Source organism: Rhizobium sp. Pop5 (genome assembly GCF_024721175.1).
GTDB lineage: Bacteria > Pseudomonadota > Alphaproteobacteria > Rhizobiales > Rhizobiaceae > Rhizobium.
The window spans coordinates 3,627,171-3,647,500 of the sequence record NZ_CP099399.1; the positions used below are offsets into that span (position 1 = coordinate 3,627,171).

Annotated in this window: 23 protein-coding genes; 12 read left to right on the top strand and 11 right to left on the bottom strand. The window is 62.1% G+C overall.

What is annotated here, in order from left to right:
* Positions 1 to 112 precede the first annotated feature (112 nt).
* From NE852_RS20000 to NE852_RS20010, 3 genes are all read left to right on the top strand, one after another.
* Positions 113 to 307 carry a lipoprotein gene (locus NE852_RS20000; protein ID WP_008527702.1) on the top strand — a complete coding sequence of 65 codons (195 nt, stop codon included), beginning with the start codon at positions 113 to 115 and terminating at the stop codon, positions 305 to 307.
* Between the two features lie 12 nt (positions 308 to 319).
* Positions 320 to 1,588, top strand: a complete 1,269-nt coding sequence (gene lysA / locus NE852_RS20005) for a diaminopimelate decarboxylase (RefSeq protein WP_008527704.1) — start codon at positions 320 to 322, stop codon at positions 1,586 to 1,588.
* 165 nt (positions 1,589 to 1,753) lie between these two features.
* Positions 1,754 to 4,405 carry a TIGR02302 family protein gene (locus NE852_RS20010; RefSeq protein ID WP_258155987.1) on the top strand — a complete coding sequence of 884 codons (2,652 nt, stop codon included), beginning with the start codon at positions 1,754 to 1,756 and terminating at the stop codon, positions 4,403 to 4,405.
* Between the two features lie 38 nt (positions 4,406 to 4,443).
* On the opposite strand, the gene NE852_RS20015 is transcribed toward NE852_RS20010, so the two are convergent.
* The 3 genes from NE852_RS20015 to NE852_RS20025 all read right to left on the bottom strand — a co-directional run bounded on the left by NE852_RS20015 (position 4,444) and on the right by NE852_RS20025 (position 6,252).
* Positions 4,444 to 4,803, bottom strand: coding sequence for a response regulator (locus NE852_RS20015; protein ID WP_003543311.1), 360 nt, complete (start codon positions 4,801 to 4,803; stop codon positions 4,444 to 4,446).
* A 118-nt stretch (positions 4,804 to 4,921) separates the two neighbouring features.
* Entirely contained in the window at positions 4,922 to 5,464 is a 543-nt protein-coding gene (hpt, locus tag NE852_RS20020; protein WP_008527715.1) for a hypoxanthine phosphoribosyltransferase, read from the bottom strand.
* Between the two features lie 134 nt (positions 5,465 to 5,598).
* The gene (locus NE852_RS20025) at positions 5,599 to 6,252 is read right to left on the bottom strand and encodes a membrane protein (RefSeq protein WP_008527717.1); all 654 of its coding nucleotides are present in this window, start codon (positions 6,250 to 6,252) and stop codon (positions 5,599 to 5,601) included.
* Positions 6,253 to 6,458: 206 nt separating this feature from the next.
* Between NE852_RS20025 and ftsE the strand changes: the two genes are divergently transcribed.
* The 4 genes from ftsE (at position 6,459) to NE852_RS20045 (ending at position 9,907) form a co-directional block, all read left to right on the top strand.
* Positions 6,459 to 7,118: a cell division ATP-binding protein FtsE gene (gene ftsE / locus NE852_RS20030; RefSeq protein ID WP_008527718.1), complete on the top strand. Its 660-nt coding sequence runs from the start codon at positions 6,459 to 6,461 to the stop codon at positions 7,116 to 7,118.
* Positions 7,111 to 8,124 (top strand): ABC transporter permease, encoded by a 1,014-nt coding sequence (locus NE852_RS20035; protein ID WP_258155988.1) that lies wholly within the window; start codon positions 7,111 to 7,113, stop codon positions 8,122 to 8,124. Before ftsE ends, NE852_RS20035 begins: the two co-directional genes overlap by 8 nt.
* A 67-nt stretch (positions 8,125 to 8,191) precedes the next feature.
* A complete protein-coding gene (locus tag NE852_RS20040) occupies positions 8,192 to 8,908 on the top strand; it encodes a YdcF family protein (RefSeq protein ID WP_008527722.1) in 717 nt (238 codons plus the stop codon).
* Between the two features lie 198 nt (positions 8,909 to 9,106).
* Complete coding sequence (locus NE852_RS20045) at positions 9,107 to 9,907, top strand: 1-acyl-sn-glycerol-3-phosphate acyltransferase (protein WP_258155989.1); 801 nt, start codon at positions 9,107 to 9,109, stop codon at positions 9,905 to 9,907.
* Between the two features lie 2 nt (positions 9,908 to 9,909).
* Here NE852_RS20045 and NE852_RS20050 read toward each other — a convergent pair whose 3' ends face one another.
* Positions 9,910 to 10,440, bottom strand: a complete 531-nt coding sequence (locus NE852_RS20050; RefSeq protein WP_008527744.1) for a gamma-glutamylcyclotransferase — start codon at positions 10,438 to 10,440, stop codon at positions 9,910 to 9,912.
* A gap of 50 nt (positions 10,441 to 10,490) precedes the next feature.
* On the opposite strand from NE852_RS20050, the gene NE852_RS20055 reads away from it, so the two are divergent.
* Positions 10,491 to 11,507, top strand: coding sequence for a DUF2125 domain-containing protein (locus tag NE852_RS20055; RefSeq protein ID WP_008527746.1), 1,017 nt, complete (start codon positions 10,491 to 10,493; stop codon positions 11,505 to 11,507).
* 27 nt (positions 11,508 to 11,534) lie between these two features.
* Here NE852_RS20055 and NE852_RS20060 read toward each other — a convergent pair whose 3' ends face one another.
* The 3 genes from NE852_RS20060 to NE852_RS20070 all read right to left on the bottom strand — a co-directional run bounded on the left by NE852_RS20060 (position 11,535) and on the right by NE852_RS20070 (position 14,424).
* Positions 11,535 to 12,461 carry a prephenate/arogenate dehydrogenase family protein gene (locus tag NE852_RS20060; protein ID WP_258155990.1) on the bottom strand — a complete coding sequence of 309 codons (927 nt, stop codon included), beginning with the start codon at positions 12,459 to 12,461 and terminating at the stop codon, positions 11,535 to 11,537.
* Positions 12,458 to 13,555, bottom strand: a complete 1,098-nt coding sequence (hisC, locus tag NE852_RS20065; RefSeq protein ID WP_258155991.1) for a histidinol-phosphate transaminase — start codon at positions 13,553 to 13,555, stop codon at positions 12,458 to 12,460. The genes NE852_RS20060 and hisC overlap by 4 nt, the downstream gene beginning before the upstream one ends.
* Before the next feature lie 92 nt (positions 13,556 to 13,647).
* A complete protein-coding gene (locus tag NE852_RS20070) occupies positions 13,648 to 14,424 on the bottom strand; it encodes a class I SAM-dependent methyltransferase (RefSeq protein WP_008527764.1) in 777 nt (258 codons plus the stop codon).
* 53 nt (positions 14,425 to 14,477) lie between these two features.
* Here NE852_RS20070 and gloB point away from each other — a divergent pair, with 53 nt between their 5' ends.
* Both gloB and NE852_RS20080 read left to right on the top strand, forming a co-directional pair.
* The gene (gene gloB, locus NE852_RS20075) at positions 14,478 to 15,248 is read left to right on the top strand and encodes a hydroxyacylglutathione hydrolase (RefSeq protein WP_258155992.1); all 771 of its coding nucleotides are present in this window, start codon (positions 14,478 to 14,480) and stop codon (positions 15,246 to 15,248) included.
* A complete protein-coding gene (locus NE852_RS20080; protein ID WP_008527771.1) occupies positions 15,248 to 15,670 on the top strand; it encodes a cupin domain-containing protein in 423 nt (140 codons plus the stop codon). Before gloB ends, NE852_RS20080 begins: the two co-directional genes overlap by 1 nt.
* 3 nt (positions 15,671 to 15,673) lie before the next feature.
* On the opposite strand, the gene NE852_RS20085 is transcribed toward NE852_RS20080, so the two are convergent.
* Complete coding sequence (locus tag NE852_RS20085; RefSeq protein WP_008527773.1) at positions 15,674 to 16,561, bottom strand: DMT family transporter; 888 nt, start codon at positions 16,559 to 16,561, stop codon at positions 15,674 to 15,676.
* Between the two features lie 30 nt (positions 16,562 to 16,591).
* Positions 16,592 to 17,371, bottom strand: coding sequence for a DUF3108 domain-containing protein (locus tag NE852_RS20090; protein WP_008527775.1), 780 nt, complete (start codon positions 17,369 to 17,371; stop codon positions 16,592 to 16,594).
* 241 nt (positions 17,372 to 17,612) lie between these two features.
* Here NE852_RS20090 and rpmB point away from each other — a divergent pair, with 241 nt between their 5' ends.
* Complete coding sequence (gene rpmB, locus NE852_RS20095; protein ID WP_008527777.1) at positions 17,613 to 17,909, top strand: 50S ribosomal protein L28; 297 nt, start codon at positions 17,613 to 17,615, stop codon at positions 17,907 to 17,909.
* Positions 17,910 to 18,018: 109 nt separating this feature from the next.
* Entirely contained in the window at positions 18,019 to 18,654 is a 636-nt protein-coding gene (locus NE852_RS20100) for a VUT family protein (protein WP_008527779.1), read from the top strand.
* 1 nt (position 18,655) lies between these two features.
* On the opposite strand, the gene NE852_RS20105 is transcribed toward NE852_RS20100, so the two are convergent.
* Both NE852_RS20105 and NE852_RS20110 read right to left on the bottom strand, forming a co-directional pair.
* Positions 18,656 to 19,222 carry an adenylate kinase gene (locus NE852_RS20105; protein ID WP_008527781.1) on the bottom strand — a complete coding sequence of 189 codons (567 nt, stop codon included), beginning with the start codon at positions 19,220 to 19,222 and terminating at the stop codon, positions 18,656 to 18,658.
* A gap of 88 nt (positions 19,223 to 19,310) precedes the next feature.
* A complete protein-coding gene (locus NE852_RS20110; RefSeq protein ID WP_008527783.1) occupies positions 19,311 to 20,309 on the bottom strand; it encodes an esterase-like activity of phytase family protein in 999 nt (332 codons plus the stop codon).
* Between the last annotated feature and the right edge of the window lie 21 nt (positions 20,310 to 20,330).

Consider the following 20,330-nt stretch of genomic DNA (forward strand, 5'->3'; position numbering starts at 1 on the left):
ACCCGCCCCACCCTTGCCGCCGGCGCGGGAAAACCGCCCAACAATCAGGGTGCACAACGCTGATAAACTTCGCTATGAAGATCCCAGTCATATGCCGCACAAGAGGATACCCATGCAGAAGAGCTTGCCGCACCTCATCCGCCTGACGGCGGTGCTCGCCGTCATCGGCCTTGCCGTTGCCGGATGCGGACGCAAGGGCGACCTCGATCCACCGAGTGCTAAGGCAACGAAGGAAGGCGACGTTTCCAAACCGACGAAACAGCCGGGCACCGTCGACAAACCTTTCCTTCTCGATCCCCTTCTGTAAGGCGCGAACCCCGTGAACCACTTCGAATACCGCGATGGCATCCTCCACGCCGAGAACGTTCCCGTTCCCGAGATCGCTAAGGCGGTCGGCACGCCCTTCTACGTCTACTCCACCGCGACGCTGGAGCGCCATTACCGCGTCTTCTCCGAAGCCTTCGCCGATGTCGACTCCATGGTCTGCTATGCCATGAAGGCGAATTCGAACCAGGCAGTATTAAAGACGCTGGGCCGCCTCGGCGCCGGCATCGACGTCGTGTCGGAAGGCGAGCTGCGCCGCGCGCTTGCCGCCGGTATTCCGGCTGAGCGCATCATGTTTTCGGGCGTCGGCAAGACGCCGCAGGAAATGGATTTCGCCCTCGAGGCCGGCATCTACTGCTTCAACGTCGAATCCGAGCCGGAACTCGAAATCCTCAACCAGCGCGCTGTCAACGCTGGCAAGAAGGCCCCGGTCTCCTTCCGCATCAATCCTGACGTCGATGCGAGGACACATGCGAAGATCTCGACCGGCAAGAAGGAAAACAAGTTCGGCATCTCCTGGGAGCGCGCCCGCGCCATCTATGCCCATGCCGCCAAGCTGCCGGGCATCGAGGTCACCGGCATCGACATGCATATCGGCAGCCAGATCACCGAGCTGCAGCCCTTCGACGACGCCTTCAAGCTGCTGCGCGATCTCGTCGCGACGTTGCGCGCCGACGGCCACACCATCCACCACGTCGATATCGGCGGCGGCCTCGGCGTCCCCTATAAGGACGACAACAATCCGCCACCGCTGCCCGACGCCTATGCGGCAATCGTCAAGAACCAGCTGCGTGGCCTGAACTGCCGGATCATCACCGAGCCCGGTCGGCTGATCGTCGGCAATGCCGGCATCCTGGTGACCGAAGTCCTCTATGTGAAGGACGGCGGCGAAAAGACCTTCGTCATCGTCGACGGCGCGATGAACGATCTCATCCGCCCGACGCTTTACGAGGCCTACCACGAGATCCGCCCGGTGACGATTTCGGCGGCGAACGCCCCGCGCATCCGCGCCGACGTGGTCGGCCCTGTCTGCGAGACCGGCGATTATCTGGCGCTCGACCGAGAAATGGCGATGCCGAAGCCCGGCGACCTTATGGCCGTCAGCACCGCCGGCGCCTATGGTGCGGTTCAGGCAGGCACCTACAACAGCCGCCTGCTGGTGCCCGAGGTACTGGTCAAGGGCGGTGATTTCCATGTGATTCGCCCGCGCCGAACCTATGCCGAGCTGATCAGCCTCGATTCGGTTCCGGCCTGGCTCGACTGATAAGATCATCACTTTTTGGCGAATAAACGTGAAAAGCCGGTATTGCCGGCCGCTCGCCCTCGCCTTCGCCACAAACAGTGTTATCCTTTCGTTCATGAGCGTATTGCCCCGCAATCGCCGGAAGCGCCCTCTGTACCAGAACGCCAGATCGCGGAGACCGGACCGATGACAAGCCCCTCAAGGCAGAAGAAAGGTGCATTTGCGCTCCGCCCTTCGCTCGCCCGACTAGTGACGGCGAAACGTATGCTGGCGCGCATCGTGCTCTTCTTCGAGCAGTTGCTGCCGCCTCTGATGCCGGTCCTGTCGGTAATCGCCTTCTATCTCTGCGCTTCCTGGTTCGGACTCTTCCGTAGCGTGCCCGACTGGCTGCGCATCCTGCTGCTGATCGCGTTCGCCGCCGCTTTCCTTGCCTCGCTCCTCCCCTTCCGCAAGCTGCGCTGGCCTGATGTCGCCGACGCCGACCGGATGCTGGAAGAGCGCAACGGCCTGCCGCACCAGCCGATCACCGTCCAGGAAGACGAGCCGGCCTTCGATTCGCGCTTCGCGTATGCACTCTGGCGCGAACACCAGGCGCGCATGGCCGAAAAGATCGCCGCCCTCGATGCCGGCACGCCGAAGCCCGATATCGCCGCACATGACCGTTTCGCCCTTCGCGCCATCCCGGCGCTGCTGCTCGTCACCGCCTTCGGCTATTCGCTGTCGATCAACGGTGGCTCGGTCAGTGACGCATTTCAGGCCGCAACCGAGCAGGTGACGGTCGATCCGGCGGTGCGCATCGACGCCTGGGTGACGCCGCCTTCCTATACCGGCCGCGCGCCGGTCTATCTCACAGCTGACGGCAGCGAGCGAGCGCCGATCGGCATTCCGCAGTTTTCGGGTCTGACCGTGCGCGTCAGCGGTGGAACGACGGCCGAGAAGGTCGTGTTCCGCAAAGCGAACGGCGAAGCTCAGGATATTGCTGTGCAGACCGACACAAAGCCGCAGCAGCCGGCGGCACCCGCCGGAGGGCAGCCGGACGGCGCCCCCGCTGGCCAGGCTCTTTTCGCTCAGACGCACGTCATGAAGCTTGAGGAAAACGGTGCGCTGGAGGTCAACGGCCGCCGCTGGAGTTTCAACGTTCTCCCCGACAAGGCGCCGGAGATCGCCTTCGATGGCATGCCGAAGCCGAGCGTCAACGGTGCGCTCGAAATCGGCTTCACCGTCAAGGACGATTACGGGGTGCAGGAAGCCCACGCCGAGATCGTTCCTCTGGAAAACGATCCGAGCGCAACGCCGCTCTATCCGTTGCCGGAATATCGGTTGGAGATTCCCCGCCGCAACGCTCGCGACGCCAAGGGCGTGACCAGCCGGAACCTGACCGAACATCCGCTTTCCGGCAAGCGCGTGCGCATCACCCTCGTCGCCAAGGACGGGGCCGGCCAGACCGGCCGCAGCCCGCCTTATGAGATGACGCTGCCGTCGCGGCCCTTCAACGAGCCGCTGGCTGCCGCAGTCGCCGAGGAGCGGCAGGTTTTCGCGCTCGATACGCGCAGGATGCCGCAGGCGATCGCGTTGAACGAGGCACTGACCATTCGTCCGGAGGAGACGATCCCCAAGCTCACCAACTACCTGCTTCTGCAATCCGCGCTGGCGCGGATGAAGCTCGCTAATGGTGAGGATGCGCTGAAGGATACGGCCCAGTATCTCTGGGAGATCGCGCTCGGCATGGAGGACGGCGATCTTTCGCTTGCCGAGCGCAAGCTGCGCGAAGCCCAGCAGAAGCTTGCCGATGCGTTGAACCGCAATGCACCGGACGAGGAGATCAAGAAGCTGATGGACGAGCTGCGCAAGGCGATGCAGGATTACCTGAGCGAGCTTGCCCAGCGAATGCAGAACGCGCCGATGCAGCCGAACCAGAATGCGCAGAACTTCCTGCGCCAGCAGGATCTGGAACGGATGATGGACCAGATCGAAAATCTTGCCCGTTCCGGCAATCGCGACGCCGCCCAGCAGATGTTGTCGGAATTGCAGCGCATGATGAACAATCTGCAGGCGGGCCGCCCGCAGCGGGGCCAGCAAGGCCAGGAAAACAGCGAGGCCCGCAAGCAGATCGACAAGCTCGGCGAGATCCTGCGTGACCAGCAGAAGCTGATGGAGCAGACCTTCCGCCTCGATCAGCAGCTCAAGGACCGCATGCAGCGCGGCGAACCTGATATGGGCGAGAACGACCCGCTGCTCGACGAGATGAACCCCGGAGAGAACGGCGAGCCGCAGAACCAGCGGCAAGGCCAGCAGGGTCAGGGCCAGCAACCCTCCGACCAGATGACTTCAGAGCAGCTTAGGGAAGCCTTGAAACAGTTGCGCGCCCAGCAGGACGCGCTCGGCAAGCAGCTCGGCGAATTGCAGAAAAAGCTGGGTGAGATGGGCATGAAACCCGGCCCGGGCTTCGGCCAGGCCCAACGCGAAATGGAAGGCGCCGGCCGTGAACTCGGCCAGGGCCGCGGCGACACGGCCGTCGAGAATCAGGGCCGCGCGCTGGAAGCGCTGCGCCAGGGTGCCCGCGACATGATGAATCAGATGATGCAGGCACAGCAGGGCCAGCAGGGGCAAGGCCCAAATGGCCAGGTGGGCCAGGGCGAGCAGAATGGCCGCGATCCGCTCGGACGGCTGCGGCGTACCGAGGGACCGGATCTCGGCGACAACAAGGTGAAGGTGCCTGACGAAATCGACGTCCAGCGTGCACGAGAAATCCTCGACGCGATCCGCGAGAAGCTCAGCAACAATCCCCCGCAGGAGATGGAACGGCGGTATCTCGAACGGCTTCTGGACATCCAGTAAGCCTCACACCGCCGTGCAGTGATCGAGAGGCGCTCGCTCTAGGCGACGAGCGCCCGGGCGACGGCTTTGCGGATATCGGGAAGCGCGAATGGCTTGGCGACGACGTCGATGATCTTTTCGGCAAGGTCGTCGGCCCGCTCGCGCTGCTCGGCATAGCCGGTCATCAGCAGGATCTTCAGGCCTGGAAAGGCGTCTTTTGCCTGATGGGCAAGCTCGATACCATCCATCACGGGCATGCGGATATCCGAAAGCAGGAGATCGTAGACCCCGTCCTTTAGCTTCTCCAGCCCTTCGGCGCCGTCGGCTGCCTCATCGGTCTCATGACCGTCGAGCCGCAGGGCCCGGGCTACGAAAGACCGCAGGGAGTCCTCGTCTTCCGTAATCAGAATTCTTGCCATATGTGCATTGCTCCGTCTTCAGCCCCGCGACGGAAATCACCAGACTTTCCTTTTCGATCGGTAAAGATGACGAAGCGATGGACGGAATGGTTAACAACCCGTCTTGATCGGCTGCCGCTCAGGCGTCCCCCGTCACGACACCGACGAACGGCAATTCGCGAAAGGCATAGGCGACATCCATGCCGTAGCCGACGACGAAATAGTCGGGGCATTCGAAGCCGACATAGTCAGCCTCCAGCTTTTCCTTGCGCTTGACGCGCTTGTCGAGCAGCACGGCGATCGTGACGTTACGCGCGCCGCGTTCGAAAAGCAGCTCTTTGGCAAAGAGCAGCGTGCGGCCGGATTCGAGGATGTCGTCGATCAGCAGCACATCGCGGCCGTGCACGTCGCTGTCGATATCCTTGACGATGCGCACGCCCTGCGAAACCGTGCCGATGCCGTAGCTCGAGAGCGTAATGAACTCGACCTCCGGGGCGAGCCCGGTGTCATGCAGGGCGCGAATCAAGTCGGCGGCGAAAATGAACGACCCCTTGAGCACGGCGATGACGAGCAGGTCCTTGGTCGGGCCGTTGGCGATCTCCCGTGCCATCGCATGATTGCGCTCGGCGATCTGCTCGGCGGTGAAGAGCGGCTCGATGTTTTTTCCGCGCACGACAGGCATAGGGGCTTGCTCCATGAAAAGAAGCGTAAGCCGTTAGCACATATGCGGGCCTGAAACAGCCTCGCCGGCCAGGAAATTAACGCGATTGGCGCGACCTGTGGCGGGAAAGCCCTGCATTACACCGCCGGCCGTGCCTATGGCAGGAAGGTGAGCCGGACTTCCGGCACCTTGCCTCCGCCATGCTGAACACGCGCCGAAAAGCCCCGGCTCTGGCCGCCATAGATAACGTCGACCGGCGGATCGATGACGATGCTGGCGGTCAGCCGTTCGTCCGTCACGAGATCTGCACGGATCGGATGCACCGTCTGCGTCGTGCCGCTCTCGTTTTCGACGATGCCGTTGATGACGAGCACGCGCATGCCGTTTGCATCGCGCGGCGTCACCGTCACATGGGTGAAGTGCAACGGCGCTCCGGAAGAGGCCTGCCCGCTGGAAAGGCCGGAGAAGCCGCCCGCAAGCCCGAAGACGAGCACGGCGAGCGTCAGCACCAGCGCTGCGAAACTGTGCATGGAGGCGCGCTGCAGCCAGGATTCGACGGCTCGCAGAGCGCAAGCAGCCATTGCCAGCATGAAGGGCGGCTGTGCGGCGCTTACGGCGGCCATGCGTCTGCGGTTGTCGTTGTGGGTTCTCGCGTTGAATTCCTGCGACCGGACTTTCCCGACCGTCACGAATTCGGCATCGGAAATATCCGCAGGGCGCGCCCTGCGGTGCTGACGGTGTGCGGGTTCCGGCGGCAGGAAATCATAGGCCGCGCCCGGCGCCTGACGACTGAAGGAGGATGCTTCCATGGTGGCTGCCTCGCAGATGTCCACATGGTTTCGATGCCAGGGAGAATCTTGGCATTGAAACGAATCCTGCTCAGTCGTAAATTTTAATGGTTAATGCTTCGCAAAGATTGCCATCAAACGGGCGTCTTTCCGGCAAAATTTACCGGCTGTTAACGGTGTTGGTTAACAAGTCACGCGGTGAAACCAAGAACAGACTGAGCTGCCCGTTGATCCACTTCGAGAATGTCGGTTTGCGCTATGGCATGGGCCCGGAAATCCTCCGGGACCTGACCTTCGACATTCCGAAGAAATCCTTTCAATTCCTGACCGGCCCATCGGGCGCCGGCAAGACATCGCTGCTCAGGCTGCTCTTCATGTCGCTGCAGCCGACCCGCGGCCTGATCCGCATGTTCGGCCGCGACATTTCCGAAATCCCCCGTCCCGAACTGCCTTTGCTGCGCCGCCGGGTCGGCATCGTCTTCCAGGATTTCCGCCTCCTCGACCATCTCACAACCTACGAGAATGTCGCCCTGCCGCTCAGGGTGCGCGGCAAGGAGGAGAGTTCCTACAAGACCGATGTCCTGGAACTTCTGAAATGGGTCGGCCTCGGCGAACGCATCAACGTCCTGCCGCCGGTCCTCTCTGGCGGCGAGAAGCAGCGCGCCGCCATTGCCCGGGCGCTGATGGACCGGCCGGAAGTTCTGCTGGCCGACGAGCCGACGGGCAATGTCGATCCACCCATGGCCAGGCGCCTGCTCAATCTTTTCCTTGAGCTGAATCGGCTCGGCACCGCCGTTGTGATCGCGACGCATGATCTGGCGCTGATGGAGCAGGTGGAAGCGCGCCGCATGATCCTTTCGGGGGGGCATCTCGATATCTATGACTGAGCCCCCATCGAGAAACCGGGAGAAGGCGCCCGTCAAGGCGGAACAGAAGCGGCCGGAAATGCGCGTGCGCCCAACCGCGCCGATTCTGCCGCCTTCCAACATCCAGGGCAATGCCCTGATGGTGGTCATTGCGATCATGGCCTTTCTCGCCTGCCTGACGCTCGGCGGTGTCAGCATGGTGCGCTCGACTGCGGCAAGCTGGGAGAGCCAGATCTCCCGCGAGATCACCATCCAGATCAAGCCGGACGACAATCTCGACATGGAAAAGGCGCTGACGCAGGCGCGCGACCTGGCCATGACTTTCGTCGGCACTAAAAGCGGCCAGATCGTCGACGAGGCGGCAACCGCCCGCCTGCTCGAACCCTGGCTCGGCCCCGGTCTCGACCTCAAGGACCTGCCCGTTCCTCGCCTCGTCGTCATCACCATCGACGAGAGCAATCCGCCGGATTTCGACGCGATGCGATCGCTCCTCAAGGACAGCATCCCGCAAGCGAGCCTCGACGATCACCGCACCTGGGTCGACCGGCTGGTGTCCATGGCACATACCACCGTCATGATCGGCACCGGCATCCTGCTGCTGGTCTTCTCGGCGATGGTGCTGACTGTCGTCTTCGCCACGCGCGGCGCGCTGTCGGGCAACCGACACATCGTCGAAGTGCTGCATTTCGTCGGCGCCGAAAGCTCTTTCGTTGCTACCGAATTCCAGAAACATTTCCTGAAGATCAGCCTCAAGGGCTCGGCGATCGGCAGCGCGCTTGCCGCGCTCTTCTTCGCCACCGCCGGCTTCTGGCAGAGCCGCACGCTGGCGACCCCGGAAACGGATCAGGCCACCGCGCTCTTCGGCACTTTCTCCGTCGGCGTGCTCGGTTATGCCGGCATCTTCGCGACAATGATCGTCATCGCCCTGCTGACGACCGTCACGGCGCGGCTGACCGTCATGCGGACGATCTACGAAATCGATACATTGCGTTCGGACCCGACGCGCACAGACGGCATCGCAAGTTGATCGCAACCATGCCGTTTTGTCATGAAAGCGTCTGTTCCGCGCCGCAATCAGCGTATAATCACGATTCATGACCATGGGCCATACGACACGCGATCCGATTCGGCAGGACCCGGAGCTTCATCGCCCGGCGGGTCTGCCGCCGCGGCGTGGGCCGATCCGCCGCCTCTTGCGCTGGGGCGGCTTTGCCTGCGTGCTGGCGATTGCCCTGGTGTTCGGCGGCTTCCTGCGTTTCGCCGACTCCGTGACGACACTGAAGCCGCCGCCCGAACCGAAGGCGGATGCGATCGTCGTGTTGACCGGCGGCTATCAGCGCATCGATCAGGCCGTGGAACTGCTGCAGAAGGGCGCCGGCAAACGGCTGCTGATCTCGGGCGTCCACCCGACGACGACGCCGAGGCAGATCCGCAAGATGACGCAGGGTTCGGCCGATCTCTTCTCCTGCTGCGTCGATATCGGCCACGACGCCATAGACACGATCGGCAACGCCGAAGAGGCCTCCAACTGGATCCATGCCAACGGATACAGGAGTGTCATCGTCGTCACCAACAACTATCATATGCCGCGCAGCCTCGCCGAGCTCTCCTACGTCGATCCCGACATCGAGTTCATCCCCTATCCGGTGGTCAATTCGGATTTGAAGACGCGCAACTGGTTCACCGATCCGAACGCGATGCGCGTCATGCTCGCCGAATATGTGAAGGTGCTGCTGGCCGGCGCCCGCAACGTCACCGGCTTCGGGCGCCACACCGGGCTGCGCTCGGCAAGTCTTTCCGATTCGGACTGAGGCTTTTGCCGGAGCATGACGCCGAAAAGTGTGAGCGGTTTTCGGACGGCATCATGCTCCAACTCTTTAATTTAGAACAGGATTCAGATTTTGGGCCTGTCCTGAAATCTGAATCCTGTTCCGGCGCGTCATCAAACGCTTTTTATGACGGTCAATATCGTGTAGGCCGGTCGCGTGAGCATGCCTCGGGAAAACTTCATGATCGCCCTGCGTTCCATTCTCTTCAACACGATCTTCTATGCCAACCTCATCATCCGGATGATCGTGCTCTCGCCCTATTATTTCGTGGCACCGCGCCTGACGGCCTATGCGATCCCGAAGAACTGGGCACGCTCCAACCACTGGCTGATGCGCATCATCGTCGGCACCACCTTCGAGATCGAAGGCCTGGAAAACCTACCTGATGGAAGCTACATCCTTGCGCCGAAGCATCAATCCTTCTGGGATACCTATGCGCTGCTGCCAAGACTGAAGGACCCGGTCTATATCCTGAAGCGCGAGCTGATGTGGATTCCGCTCTTCGGCTGGTATGCCAAGAAGCAGCGCATGATCCCGGTTGACCGCGGCGCCCGCGGCAAGGTGATGGTCGAGGTGCTGAAACGCACGAAGGAAGAGCTTTCGACCGGCCGCCAGCTCATCATCTATCCCGAGGGCACCCGCCGCCCGCCGGGCGCCGAGCCGGTCTATAAATACGGCATCGCGCGCATGTACCGCGATCTCGGCCTCCCCGTCGTGCCGATTGCAATGCATCCCGGCCTTTTCTGGCCACGGCGGAGCTTCCGGCGCTATCCCGGCCACTTCAAGGTGAAGATCCTGCCGCCGATCATGCCGGGGATGGACCCGGATGCCTTCTTCGCTCAGTTGATCGAGGTGACGGAGCGGGCAAGCGACGAACTCCTCATCGATACCGTCGAGCGCAATCCGCATCTGCCATTGCCGCCAACGGCAGTCGAAAGGCTCACCGAACTGCGCAAGCTGAAGACAGCCGCGACGGCTTGAGATCAGGCGGCGCGCAACCGCTCCACTTCGCTGGCAACCTGCTCCAGCCAATGGTCGCGAATGCCCATCTGCTTCAGATGCGCGAGCGTGTTGAAGACATAGGCATCGTTCGGGCCGGACTGGCCTTTGGCGACATTCACCACCTGGGCCGCCTCCAGTGCATCGAGGCTGCCCGCATATTGCTCGTGGTCGCGATCGACGATGTAGGAGACCGCTTCTATCTTGCGGCCACCGGCAAACTGCAGCCGCACCCGGCGCTCCAGATAGACATTGGTGACGAGTTCGCGGGCGCGGAGATAGTCGATCACCTCGTTCCAATTTTTCGGCGAAATGCGGAACGCCATGCCGCGGCAGGCCCCGCCCCGGTCGAGGCCGAGAACGAGGCCGGGATTGTCCCGGGTGCCTCGGTGGACGAAGGAGCGAACGCAGAGCGAACGCCTGTAGCCATGCACCAGAGCCTCTGCCCTTTCCAAAAACTCGAAGCCCGGATTCCACATCAGTGAGCCGTAGCCAAATACCCAAAATTCGTCCATATCGCACGCCAGACCGGAATCACATTTGCGACTCACCATTGGAGAACATCATGGCAGCGTCAAGCCGATCCGGCAGCGGCGAATCTGGCAGCGGCAAGAAATTCTGGTTGCTGGGCGGCGGCATCCTCTTGGTAATAGCACTTTATACCGGCGGCTGGTTCTATGCGGCATCGGCACTGAAGACGACGGTGCTGAAAGCGATCGCGCCAGGCAATCCGGCGGGCGTCAGCGGCGAATGCGCCGATATCGAGTTCCGCGGCTATCCCTTCCGCATCGGCCTGTTCTGCTCCAAGATCGACGTCGACGACAACGTCAACGGCGTCTCGGCCACCTTCGGGGCGCTCCGTTCGGCAGCACAGGTCTATGCGCCCGGCCATATCGTCTGGGAGCTCGATTCGCCCGCGGAAATCCGCACAACCAACGGCCTTTCGATCTCGGCTCAATGGGCAAACCTGCAATCAAGCCTCGCGACCAGGTTGAAGGGCATCGACCGCAGCTCAACGGTCATCGAGGGTCTGAAGGCGACGGCAGTCTCCTCCTTCACCGGCCAGACCATCAGTTTCGATGCCGCCCACACCGAAATTCATCTCCGCCAGAACGGAGCCGATCTCGATGGCGCGATCTCCGTTGAGGATGCAAATACCGCGATCAAGGACTGGCCGCAGGTATTCCCGAAACTTTCCGCCAGCATCGATCTGACCGTCGCCGGCAAGGCCGGCCTGATCGACGGCAGTGATCCGAACGGCCTCAATGGCGCCAACGGCGAACTGCGCCGTATCGTGGCCGACATCGGCGACGGAAAGGTCATGACGCTGACCGGCCCCTTCTCCTTCGACGAACAGGGCTTCCTGTCGGGAAAATTCAAACTGGAGATCGAACAGCTCGGCCCCTGGGGCCATAGCCTGAAACAGGCGTTCCCGGATATCGCCTCGACGGTGAACACGGCGACGAAGCTCTTGAAGGCGCTCGCCAACGGCAGCGACAAGGTCTCGGTCGATCTCGTCGTCGATCACGGCAACGCCACCGTCAGCGGCTTCATCCCGCTCGGCCGGATTCCGCCGATCTAGCCGATCCGGCCTCTCAAGCGTTGGCCGCTACTTCTTATCAAGTGGATGGGGGCGGCCGAAATCCGGTGCGTCGACATCCTGGCCGGCCTGGATGATCGAACGGCGGATGGCGCGTGTGCGGGTGAAAAGTTCGAAAATCTTGTCGCCCTCGCCCCAGCGGATCGCGCGCTGCAGATAGGCGAGATCTTCCGAGAAGCGCGCCAGCATTTCGAGAATCGCATCGCGGTTGTGCAGGCAGACGTCGCGCCACATCGTCGGATCAGAGGCGGCGAGACGGGTGAAATCGCGAAAGCCGGAGGCTGAATATTTGATGACCTCGGACTCGGTCACCGTCTCCAGATCGTCGGCGGTGCCGACGATGTTGTAGGCGATGATATGCGGCAGGTGCGAAACGATTGCCAGCACCTTGTCGTGATGCTCCGCATCCATCTCGTCGACCTTCGAGCCGAGCGCCTCCCAGAAACCGCGCAGCCGCTTCAGCGCCGCTTCGTCAGTGCCGGCAACCGGCGTGAAGATGCACCAGCGGCCTTCGAAGAGGCCGGGAAAGCCGGCATCCGGGCCGGATTTCTCCGTGCCGGCCAGAGGATGGCCGGGGATGAAATGCACATTCTCAGGCATATGCGGCTGCATCTGCGCGATGACGGAAGCCTTGGTGGAGCCGACATCGGTAACGATCGCCCCCGGCTTCAGGCTTCCAGCGATCTCTTTCGCCACGCTTTCCGAAGCGCCGACCGGAACCGAAACGATGATGAGGTCGGCATCCCTGACGGCATCCGCCGAGGACGTCGTGTAGCGGTCGCCAAGGCCGAGCTCTTCCGCACGCTTCAGCGTATCAGCGCTGCGTGTCGCAACGACGATCTCTTTCGTCAGGCCGAGCCGCCGGATGTCGTGGGCGAGCGAAGAGCCGATCAGGCCGATGCCGATCAGCGCGATGCGATCGAACTGCACGCTCATGCCTGACGTCCCATGAATTCGCCGAGGGCGGCCATGACACCACGATTGGCCTCTTCCGGCCCGACGCTCATGCGCAGCGCATTGGAAAAGCCGTAGCCGCGCATGGCGCGCAGGATGTAGCCGCGGCGCGTCAGGAACTCGTCGGCATCCGCCGCGCGCTTGCCGTCGATCTCGGGGAAATGGATGAGGACGAAATTGGCGACGGAGGGCGTCACTTTCAGCCCGATTGCTTCGAGGGCCTGCGTGAGCGTCTCCACCCACATTTGGTTGAAAGAGACGGCCTGCTGGACGAAGGCCTGGTCGCGAATAGCCGCCGCACCGGCGGCGATCGCCGCTGCATTCAGGTTGAACGGAGCACGCACGCGGTTCACCGCATCGACGATATCGGCAGGCGCATACATCCAGCCGACGCGCAGCGCCGCAAGACCGTAGGCCTTCGAGAAGGTGCGGGTCATCACCACGTTGGCGTTGGAGGACACGACCTCGATGCCGGCCTCATAATCGTTGCGGCGCACATATTCGGCGTAAGCCGCATCAAGCACGAGCACGACATGTTTCGGCAGCCCGGCCTGCAGGCGGCGGATTTCGCTGACGGGAACATAGGTGCCCGTGGGATTGCCGGGATTGGCGATGAAGACGATCTTCGTCCTCTCCGTTACCGCGGCAAGGATCGCGTCGACATCGACGGTATGGTTCTTTTCCCGAACGACGACGGGGGTCGCGCCCGCGCCCAGGATCTGGATCTTGTAGACGAGGAAGCCGTGCTCGGTGATGATGCCTTCATCGCCGGCGCCGAGATAGACATGGCAGAGCAGGCCGAGGAGTTCGTCGGAACCGTTGCCGCAGAGGATGTTTGCCGGATTGAGGCCATGCACGGCGGCGATCGCCTCGCGCAGTTCGATCGCCTGCCCGTCCGGATAACGCCCCAGATTATCGGCGACCGCCTTGAAGGCTTCGATCGCCTTCGGGCTCGCGCCGAGCGGCGTTTCGTTGGACGAAAGCTTGTAGACGCGGGCAACACCCGGCGCATGTTCCTTGCCCGGCACATAGGCTGCGATATCGAGAATACCGGGACGCGGAACGGGCTTGCTCATCTCAACGCTCATGGGTCGACCTTGGATTTTCCGGAAAATGACCCAGTGCCATTAAAGCGGAATGCCGTTCTTGTCGAGTGCCGGGAACGGCATCACCGGCTGCGCGTTGTCGGTACGCCATGGGGTGCGAGAACCGGCACGAAGACGCGGCGCGAGGCGCGCGCGGCGACCGGCAGCCCCTGGTAGAGCCGCTTCTGCGCCTCGACGATGATGACGCCCGAGAAGGCAGGCCACAGTGTCCGGCCGATCCGCTCGAAGGCGCGGCGAAGCCGCAAGATGGCTCTGAGCTTGGAAGGCGGAAAGAACAGCGCCTCGGCGGTTGCTCCGGGGGTGAAATTCGTCTCGCGCAGCAGATGCGTCAGCTGGCCGCGCGAATAGGGTCGGCCCGAGCCGAAGGGCGTATGCTCCATGCGCGCCCAGACCCCTCGCCGGTTCGGCACGACGATGATCAGCCGTCCGCCGGGCGCCAGCACCCGCCAGAGTTCCTTCAGCGTCTCGCGCGGGCTCTCGGCAAATTCCAGCGAATGCACCATCAGCACCCGGTCGATCGATGAATCCGGCAGCGGCAGTTCCTCATCGAAAACAAGCGTCGTCGACGAAAGCGAGCCCATCGGCCAGTTCACCGCGCCCTGCCCGGCCGGCATGAAGGCGAAGGTGCGCTCGGTATCGGCCTGGAAACGGTCGAGGAAGGGCACGGCATAACCGAGGCCGACCAGACGCTCCTGTGGTAGCCGCACCCAGAGCGAGGACAGCGCCATGGCGATCGACTGCTCGGCAAGGCGCCCGAGCTCGGAGTGATAGAACTGACGTAGGTCGACAATATCGGCGTGCATTGCGATAAATGTTATCAGCGGGCGGTTGGACTTCAAGGCCGGACTCTCTACATTCCCGCGAGAGTCGTGGGACAAGGGATTATTTGAAGATGAAACCTTTGGAATTAGACGTTTTTCTCTGCCGCACCGACAATTTCGGCGTTCTCGTGCACGATCCGGAAACAGGCTTTACCGCGGCGATCGATGCGCCGGAGGAGGCGCCGATCCTGGAAGCGGTGACGCGCCGCGGCTGGAAGATCACCCATATCTTCACCACCCATCACCACACCGATCACGTCGCCGCCAACCTGGCGCTGAAGGAGCGGTTCGGCTGCGAAATCATCGGTCCGATCAACGAGGCGGTCGCCATTCCCGGCCTCGACCGGACGATGGCCGACGGCGACAGGTTCCTTTTCGGCGACCACACGGTCAATGTCATCGAAACACCCGGCCACACCGCGGGCCATATCTGCTATCACTTCGTCGACGACAAGCTGCTTTTTGCCGCCGATACGCTGTTTGCGCTCGGCTGCGGCCGCCTGTTCGAACGCCCCGCCGCCGACATGTGGCATTCCCTGCAGAAGCTCGCCGTGCTGCCGGATGAGACCGCCGTGTATTTTGGCCACGAATATACGCTCTCCAACGCCCGTTTCGCGCTCACGGTCGATCCCGACAATGAGCGCCTGAAGAGCCGGGCCGCCGAGATCGAGGCCCTGCGCGCCGAAGGCAAATTCACCATTCCGACGATGTTGGGCCTGGAAAAGGAAACCAACCCGTTCCTGCGCGCCGGCGATCCGGTGATCCGCCGTAATCTGGTCATGGAAGGCAAGACGAACGAGGAGGTCTTTGCCGAGATCCGCAAGCGCAAGGATAATTTCTGATGTCGCCGGAAGAGATCATCCGCGAACTCGGTATGCAGCCGCATCCGGAAGGGGGCTGGTACGTCCAGACCTTCCGCGATGTCTCGGGCGGGGAGCGCGGCTATTCGACGGCGATCTATTACCTGCTGACCAAGGGACAACGCTCGCACTGGCATCGCGTCCATGACGCGGCCGAGGTCTGGCACTATTACGCCGGCGCGCCGTTGGCGCTGCATCGTTCGGAAGACGGGAGGGCAAGCGAAATCCTGACACTCGGAACGAACCTTTCCGCCGGCGAGCGGCCACAGGCGATCATTCCCGCCAATTGGTGGCAATCGGCAGAAACCCTCGGCGATTTCACCTTGGTCGGTTGCACCGTCTCTCCCGGCTTCGTATTTTCGAGCTTCGAGATGGCCCCGCCGGATTGGAAGCCCGGCGGCTGAGGGCTACGCCGCCGCAGACTGCGCCGGAATTTTGCGGCGGAACATTTCCTGGGCAGCCAGCACCGCTCCACCGGTGACGAGCAGGCAGGCAAGAGCAATGCGCCAGCTCGGCTCGGCAAATCCGAACAGCGTCAGGATGAGCGTCGAAAGCAGCGGCGCGGCATAACTTGCCGCGCCGAGAATCTGGATATCGCCATTCTTGACGCCGTAATCCCAGGCATAGAAGGCCGCCCCGACAGGGAAGAGGCCGAGCCCGACGACGGCGACCCATTCGACGCTGGTTTCCGGCCAGACGGTCGCCTCCAGGCCAAGATGGCTGAAGAAAGACAGGATGGAGGTCGCAAGGCAGAAGCCGGTGACGACATCCGTGGAGACGGCCTCGAAACGCCGTGTCAGCAGCGAATAGCCCGACCATGTGAAGGCGCAGAGGAAGGCGGCGCCGTAACCGACCGCGTAAGCTCCATCGAAATCGATGCCGTTGCGACCGACGATCAGAAAGGTGCCGCAAAGCCCGGCAAGCGCGCCCGCCACGTGATACCAGCGCAGCCGCTCTCCCGGCAGAAGCGCCGAGCCGACGACGATCAGAAGCGGCCACAGATAGGAGATCAGCCCTGCCTCCACTGCGGGCGCGTTCCTGAGCGCGGTGAAGTAGAGGAAGTGATAGCCGAAGAGACCCGCAATACCGGTGATCCAGACCCGGGCGGGCTGCTTCAGCAGCGCCCGCCGCGCGGGGTTGAGGATCAGCACGACAAGGCCCGGAATGCTGCCGATCGCAAAGCAGATGGCCGAAAGCTGGAATGGCGGCATCTTGCCGGAAGAAGCCGTCAGGAGCGCCAGGAACGACCACATCAGAATGGCCGCAAAACCGATCGCCGTCGCGCGAAGCTTCATCTGTCCCCCTTCACGGAGGCGAAAGCTCCGTCAGCCGACACTGCCATATTTGACGGCCGTGATCGTCACCATTCCATATTCCGTGGGAATGCGCACATAGACCGGAGCATATACATTGGCCGCCTCCGACTTGGCAAACCAGATTTCCATACGGTCGCTCTTGCTGAGATAGTCGATGTCCTTGCGGCCCTTCTTGTAGCCGGACCGCGGCACGAAACGCACGCTGCAGACGACCGCCTTGCCCTTGAAGCCATCGGTCGAAAAATCCTCGTCGCCCTTCGGCGAAAGCACCAGATCCATGCGCGTCTCGCCATCGAAGATCGGCAGCGTCTGCGAGCAGACCTTGGTATCCCCGGTGAAGACAAGGCCGGAGATGGGATCGAGCACCGAACGCATGTCGCGCGGCGTGACGTCGATCCAGTTCTTCGGGCGCTTCGGCGGTGGTGTCGTCGTCGCTGAGATGATGTTGCCGTCGCGGTAGCTGACTTCGTAGACGCGGGCCTTCTTGCCGCTCTTGTAGTAAAGCGAATATTTCAGCGCCTGCAGCCTGTCGTTACGCACGACGCCGGTGACGCTGGTTTTTGCCTGGATCTTGGTGACGAGGTCGGCAAGGCCGGAGGAATTGATGTCGCCGGCGATCTTGTAGCTGTGATCGTCCTCGATCTGCGTCAGGAACGCTGCGCGCGCGATCGGCAGGCCGGCGAGCGCCACCCGATATTCCGTCCGATGCTGGATCTCGGCCGCCGATGCCGGTATGGCAAGAAGCGCGGCGACGGCCGAAATGAAAATTCGTCTGCCCGAATGAGCCATGAACAAAGCCTTGTTTTACCGGGCGCAGGCAGCCCATGCTGAGCGCTCTATACTCCCGCCGTGAAGGGAAGAAAACAGCAGCTTTTTGACAGAATTGCGGGAAAGGCCAAGGTTTGGCTTGACGCGAGCAGGCTCTCTGACTATAGAACCGCAACTTTCCAATCATGCCTGTTGGATTGCGAGCCCGGTTTTGCCGGGAATGGCAATTCGATGGCCCGAGAAAAACAAGAATAGGTGTTCCATGTCCCGCGTGTGCGAATTGACCGGCAAGGCCGTCCTGACTGGTAACAATGTCAGCCATGCCAACAACAAGACCAAGCGCCGTTTCCTGCCGAACCTGTGCCAGGTCACGCTGATTTCCGACGCGCTGAACCAGCGTTATCGTCTTCGCGTTTCGGCTGCCGCTCTTCGCTCCGTCGAGCACCGTGGCGGCCTCGATGCCTTCTTGATCAAGGCAAGCGAGAACGAACTGTCGATGCGTGCGCGCCTGCTGCGCCGTCAGATCGTCAAGAAGACTGCCGAAGCCGCTGCTGCGTAAGCTTCTGCCATTCTTTCATACGGCTTCAAAAGGCTTGAACGGGTAATACCGGACAAGCCTTTTGCTTTGCCTGAGCACTCCAACTGGTGGCATCACCCAGGATAAAAAAATGCTGAAGACCCGCTATACCCTTGCCTATGTCGCGCTGATGACGCTCGTCGTCGTCGCTTCAAACTTCCTCGTCCAGTTCCCGCTGAACGCCGAAGTCGCCGGCATCAATCTCGCCGATATTCTGACCTGGGGCGCCTTCTCCTACCCGGTTGCCTTCCTGATCACCGATCTGACCAACCGCCAGTTCGGTCCGCAGGCCGCCCGCAAGGTCGTCTTTGCCGGCTTCGTCGTCGGCGTCACCCTCTCCTTCTTCACCTCGGCGCCGCGCATAGCGGTCGCCTCCGGCTCGGCCTATCTCGCCGGCCAGCTGCTCGATATCGCCGTCTTCAACCGCCTTCGTCGCCAGGCCTGGTGGCGCGCGCCGCTCGTCGGCTCGCTGATCGGCTCGGCGCTCGATACGGTGATGTTCTTCTCGCTTTCCTTTGCCGCGTTTTTCGTCTTCCTCGGTCCGAACGAGCCTTTCGCGCTCGAGTCGGCACCGATCCTCGGCGTTCTGGCTGCTGAAGCCCCACGCTGGATTTCCTGGGCGATCGGCGATTTCGCCGTGAAGATGATCGTCGGCCTGGTCATGCTGCTGCCATACGGCGCGCTGATGAATGTGCTGCGGCCGATGCAGGCCGCCCGCGCCAGCTAAATTATCGACGCCGCCGGACCGCACCGGCGGCGATTGCGGGATGCAGAAGCACCTCAGCGACCAGACCATCGATCTCTCGCGACGAGTCGAGGCGCAAGACCGGCGCGGTCTGCGTTTCCAGCCATTGCTCATGCGCAGTAAGACTGCGGCGTTCGGGACCTGATGTATCGTAACTTGCCGCCCATTCCATGAATTCCCCACTTTTGACTTCCATGTCGCCGCCAGGCCCGATCCTCTCTCCATATCGGGCGATCTCCCGCGCACGGATTCGCGCCATCCGGAGGTCCGGCTCGATCCTCAGGAACACGATCAGGTCATAGAACGGCTCGATCTGCCTCCCCCATTTCAGCGCCGATCCGGAGAGCACCCACCCGTCATACTGCGCCGCCGCCTCGAGGAGCAGCCGGATGCGTTCATCGGCATCCCTCGGCGTCGTGAACGGCGGGTCGGTCGGCAACCAGAAGAAATCGTCGGTGTCGAGATGGGCGATATCGAGCTTTTCGGCAAGCGCAAGGCCGAGCGATGTCGTGCCGGAGCCGGACGCGCCCATGACATGGATATGCACCAAGATTTCTCTCCGAATGCTGATTTTCCGATTTGCGGCTCATTCCGATAGCCAAGGCATATGACATCAGTCTGACGCATCGAGCGTCAAGCTATTCGGTCAGTCGAAATTCCAGCATCAGATTGCGCTGCAGGATCGAGTGATTGTCGTCCGACACCATGATGATGTGGGTCGTGCCGTCAGCTGCCTGGAAAGCGTCAAGTCCCTCCATATTGTCGATCTGCGAATTGAAATCGCCTTCGAGCAAAAGTTCGCCGTCAACGACGGCGCCGGGCCTGATATCGGCGCACTTGATGCGCCGAAGGCGCATTCCGATGCCTTCGGCCATGTTGAAACGGCGCTCCAGGAGCAGCAGATCGCCATTCGGCAGGAAGGCGCCATCCGTGGCGTCGAAGCTTCCGTCCCGCTTGACTGAGAAAAGCCCTTTCAGCGGGCCACTGAGAATGGCCGCCATCCGGTTGCCCTCGCTGTCGAGACCGCGCTCGGAGACGATGACCACACCGCCCTTGAGTGGGCTGGTTTCAGGCGCGACGGCGATGGTTTCGATGCCGCGATTGTCGCTCAGCATCTTCCGAGGGATGAGGATCGGCAGGGTGCCGATCGCGCCCGATTCGGCAAAACCTGGATCGGGATAGATATCGACGCGATGAATCTGCTCGAAAGAAACCAGGACCCGGTCTGCGTCGAATGCCAGGCCCTCCGCATCCATCTGACCCTTACCCTCAAAGCTGCGCCCGGAGCGGTTCTTCATCGGAGTGATTTCGACATTCGAAAGACCGGAAAGCCTGCTCTTGGCATCGCGTTCGATGCTGCCGGTCAGCCACTGGCCGGTATCGAGCACGACGACGAAATGTTTCTGGTCCGGGCGGAAGCGAATGGAGGAGAGCGAACCGAACAACGCCTTGCTGGAAACCATTTCCAGTCCGCCGAGAAATTCCAGCGGGCCGAATTTCGTCTCGGACGAGCCGATCCTGAAATCCGAGATTTGCCGGCTAATGACCGGTATCTCGGCGCCGGCGCATGCCTTGGATGCGCCGGCCGCGATGGAAAGGACAACCGCCGCCGCGCGGCAAAGGCGCTTGGCAGTCATCCCATGCATTCCCTTCCAGCG

Bases quoted from the DNA above. Each gene is read 5' to 3' on its own strand.
- NE852_RS20110 (WP_008527783.1), bottom strand. From the start codon at position 20,309: ATGACTGCCAAGCGCCTTTGCCGCGCGGCGGCGGTTGTCCTTTCCATC.
- hisC (WP_258155991.1), bottom strand. From the start codon at position 13,555: ATGAGCAAGCCCGTTCCGCGTCCCGGTATTCTCGATATCGCAGCCTAT.
- rpmB (WP_008527777.1), top strand. From the start codon at position 17,613: ATGTCCCGCGTGTGCGAATTGACCGGCAAGGCCGTCCTGACTGGTAAC.
- NE852_RS20080 (WP_008527771.1), top strand. From the start codon at position 15,248: ATGTCGCCGGAAGAGATCATCCGCGAACTCGGTATGCAGCCGCATCCG.
- NE852_RS20055 (WP_008527746.1), top strand. From the start codon at position 10,491: ATGGCAGCGTCAAGCCGATCCGGCAGCGGCGAATCTGGCAGCGGCAAG.
- NE852_RS20025 (WP_008527717.1), bottom strand. From the start codon at position 6,252: ATGGAAGCATCCTCCTTCAGTCGTCAGGCGCCGGGCGCGGCCTATGAT.
- NE852_RS20010 (WP_258155987.1), top strand. From the start codon at position 1,754: ATGACAAGCCCCTCAAGGCAGAAGAAAGGTGCATTTGCGCTCCGCCCT.
- hpt (WP_008527715.1), bottom strand. From the start codon at position 5,464: ATGCCTGTCGTGCGCGGAAAAAACATCGAGCCGCTCTTCACCGCCGAG.
- NE852_RS20085 (WP_008527773.1), bottom strand. From the start codon at position 16,561: ATGAAGCTTCGCGCGACGGCGATCGGTTTTGCGGCCATTCTGATGTGG.
- NE852_RS20090 (WP_008527775.1), bottom strand. From the start codon at position 17,371: ATGGCTCATTCGGGCAGACGAATTTTCATTTCGGCCGTCGCCGCGCTT.
- NE852_RS20000 (WP_008527702.1), top strand. From the start codon at position 113: ATGCAGAAGAGCTTGCCGCACCTCATCCGCCTGACGGCGGTGCTCGCC.
- NE852_RS20040 (WP_008527722.1), top strand. From the start codon at position 8,192: ATGACCATGGGCCATACGACACGCGATCCGATTCGGCAGGACCCGGAG.
- NE852_RS20100 (WP_008527779.1), top strand. From the start codon at position 18,019: ATGCTGAAGACCCGCTATACCCTTGCCTATGTCGCGCTGATGACGCTC.
- NE852_RS20060 (WP_258155990.1), bottom strand. From the start codon at position 12,461: ATGAGCGTGCAGTTCGATCGCATCGCGCTGATCGGCATCGGCCTGATC.
- NE852_RS20050 (WP_008527744.1), bottom strand. From the start codon at position 10,440: ATGGACGAATTTTGGGTATTTGGCTACGGCTCACTGATGTGGAATCCG.
- gloB (WP_258155992.1), top strand. From the start codon at position 14,478: ATGAAACCTTTGGAATTAGACGTTTTTCTCTGCCGCACCGACAATTTC.
- NE852_RS20045 (WP_258155989.1), top strand. From the start codon at position 9,107: ATGATCGCCCTGCGTTCCATTCTCTTCAACACGATCTTCTATGCCAAC.
- NE852_RS20015 (WP_003543311.1), bottom strand. From the start codon at position 4,803: ATGGCAAGAATTCTGATTACGGAAGACGAGGACTCCCTGCGGTCTTTC.
- NE852_RS20035 (WP_258155988.1), top strand. From the start codon at position 7,111: ATGACTGAGCCCCCATCGAGAAACCGGGAGAAGGCGCCCGTCAAGGCG.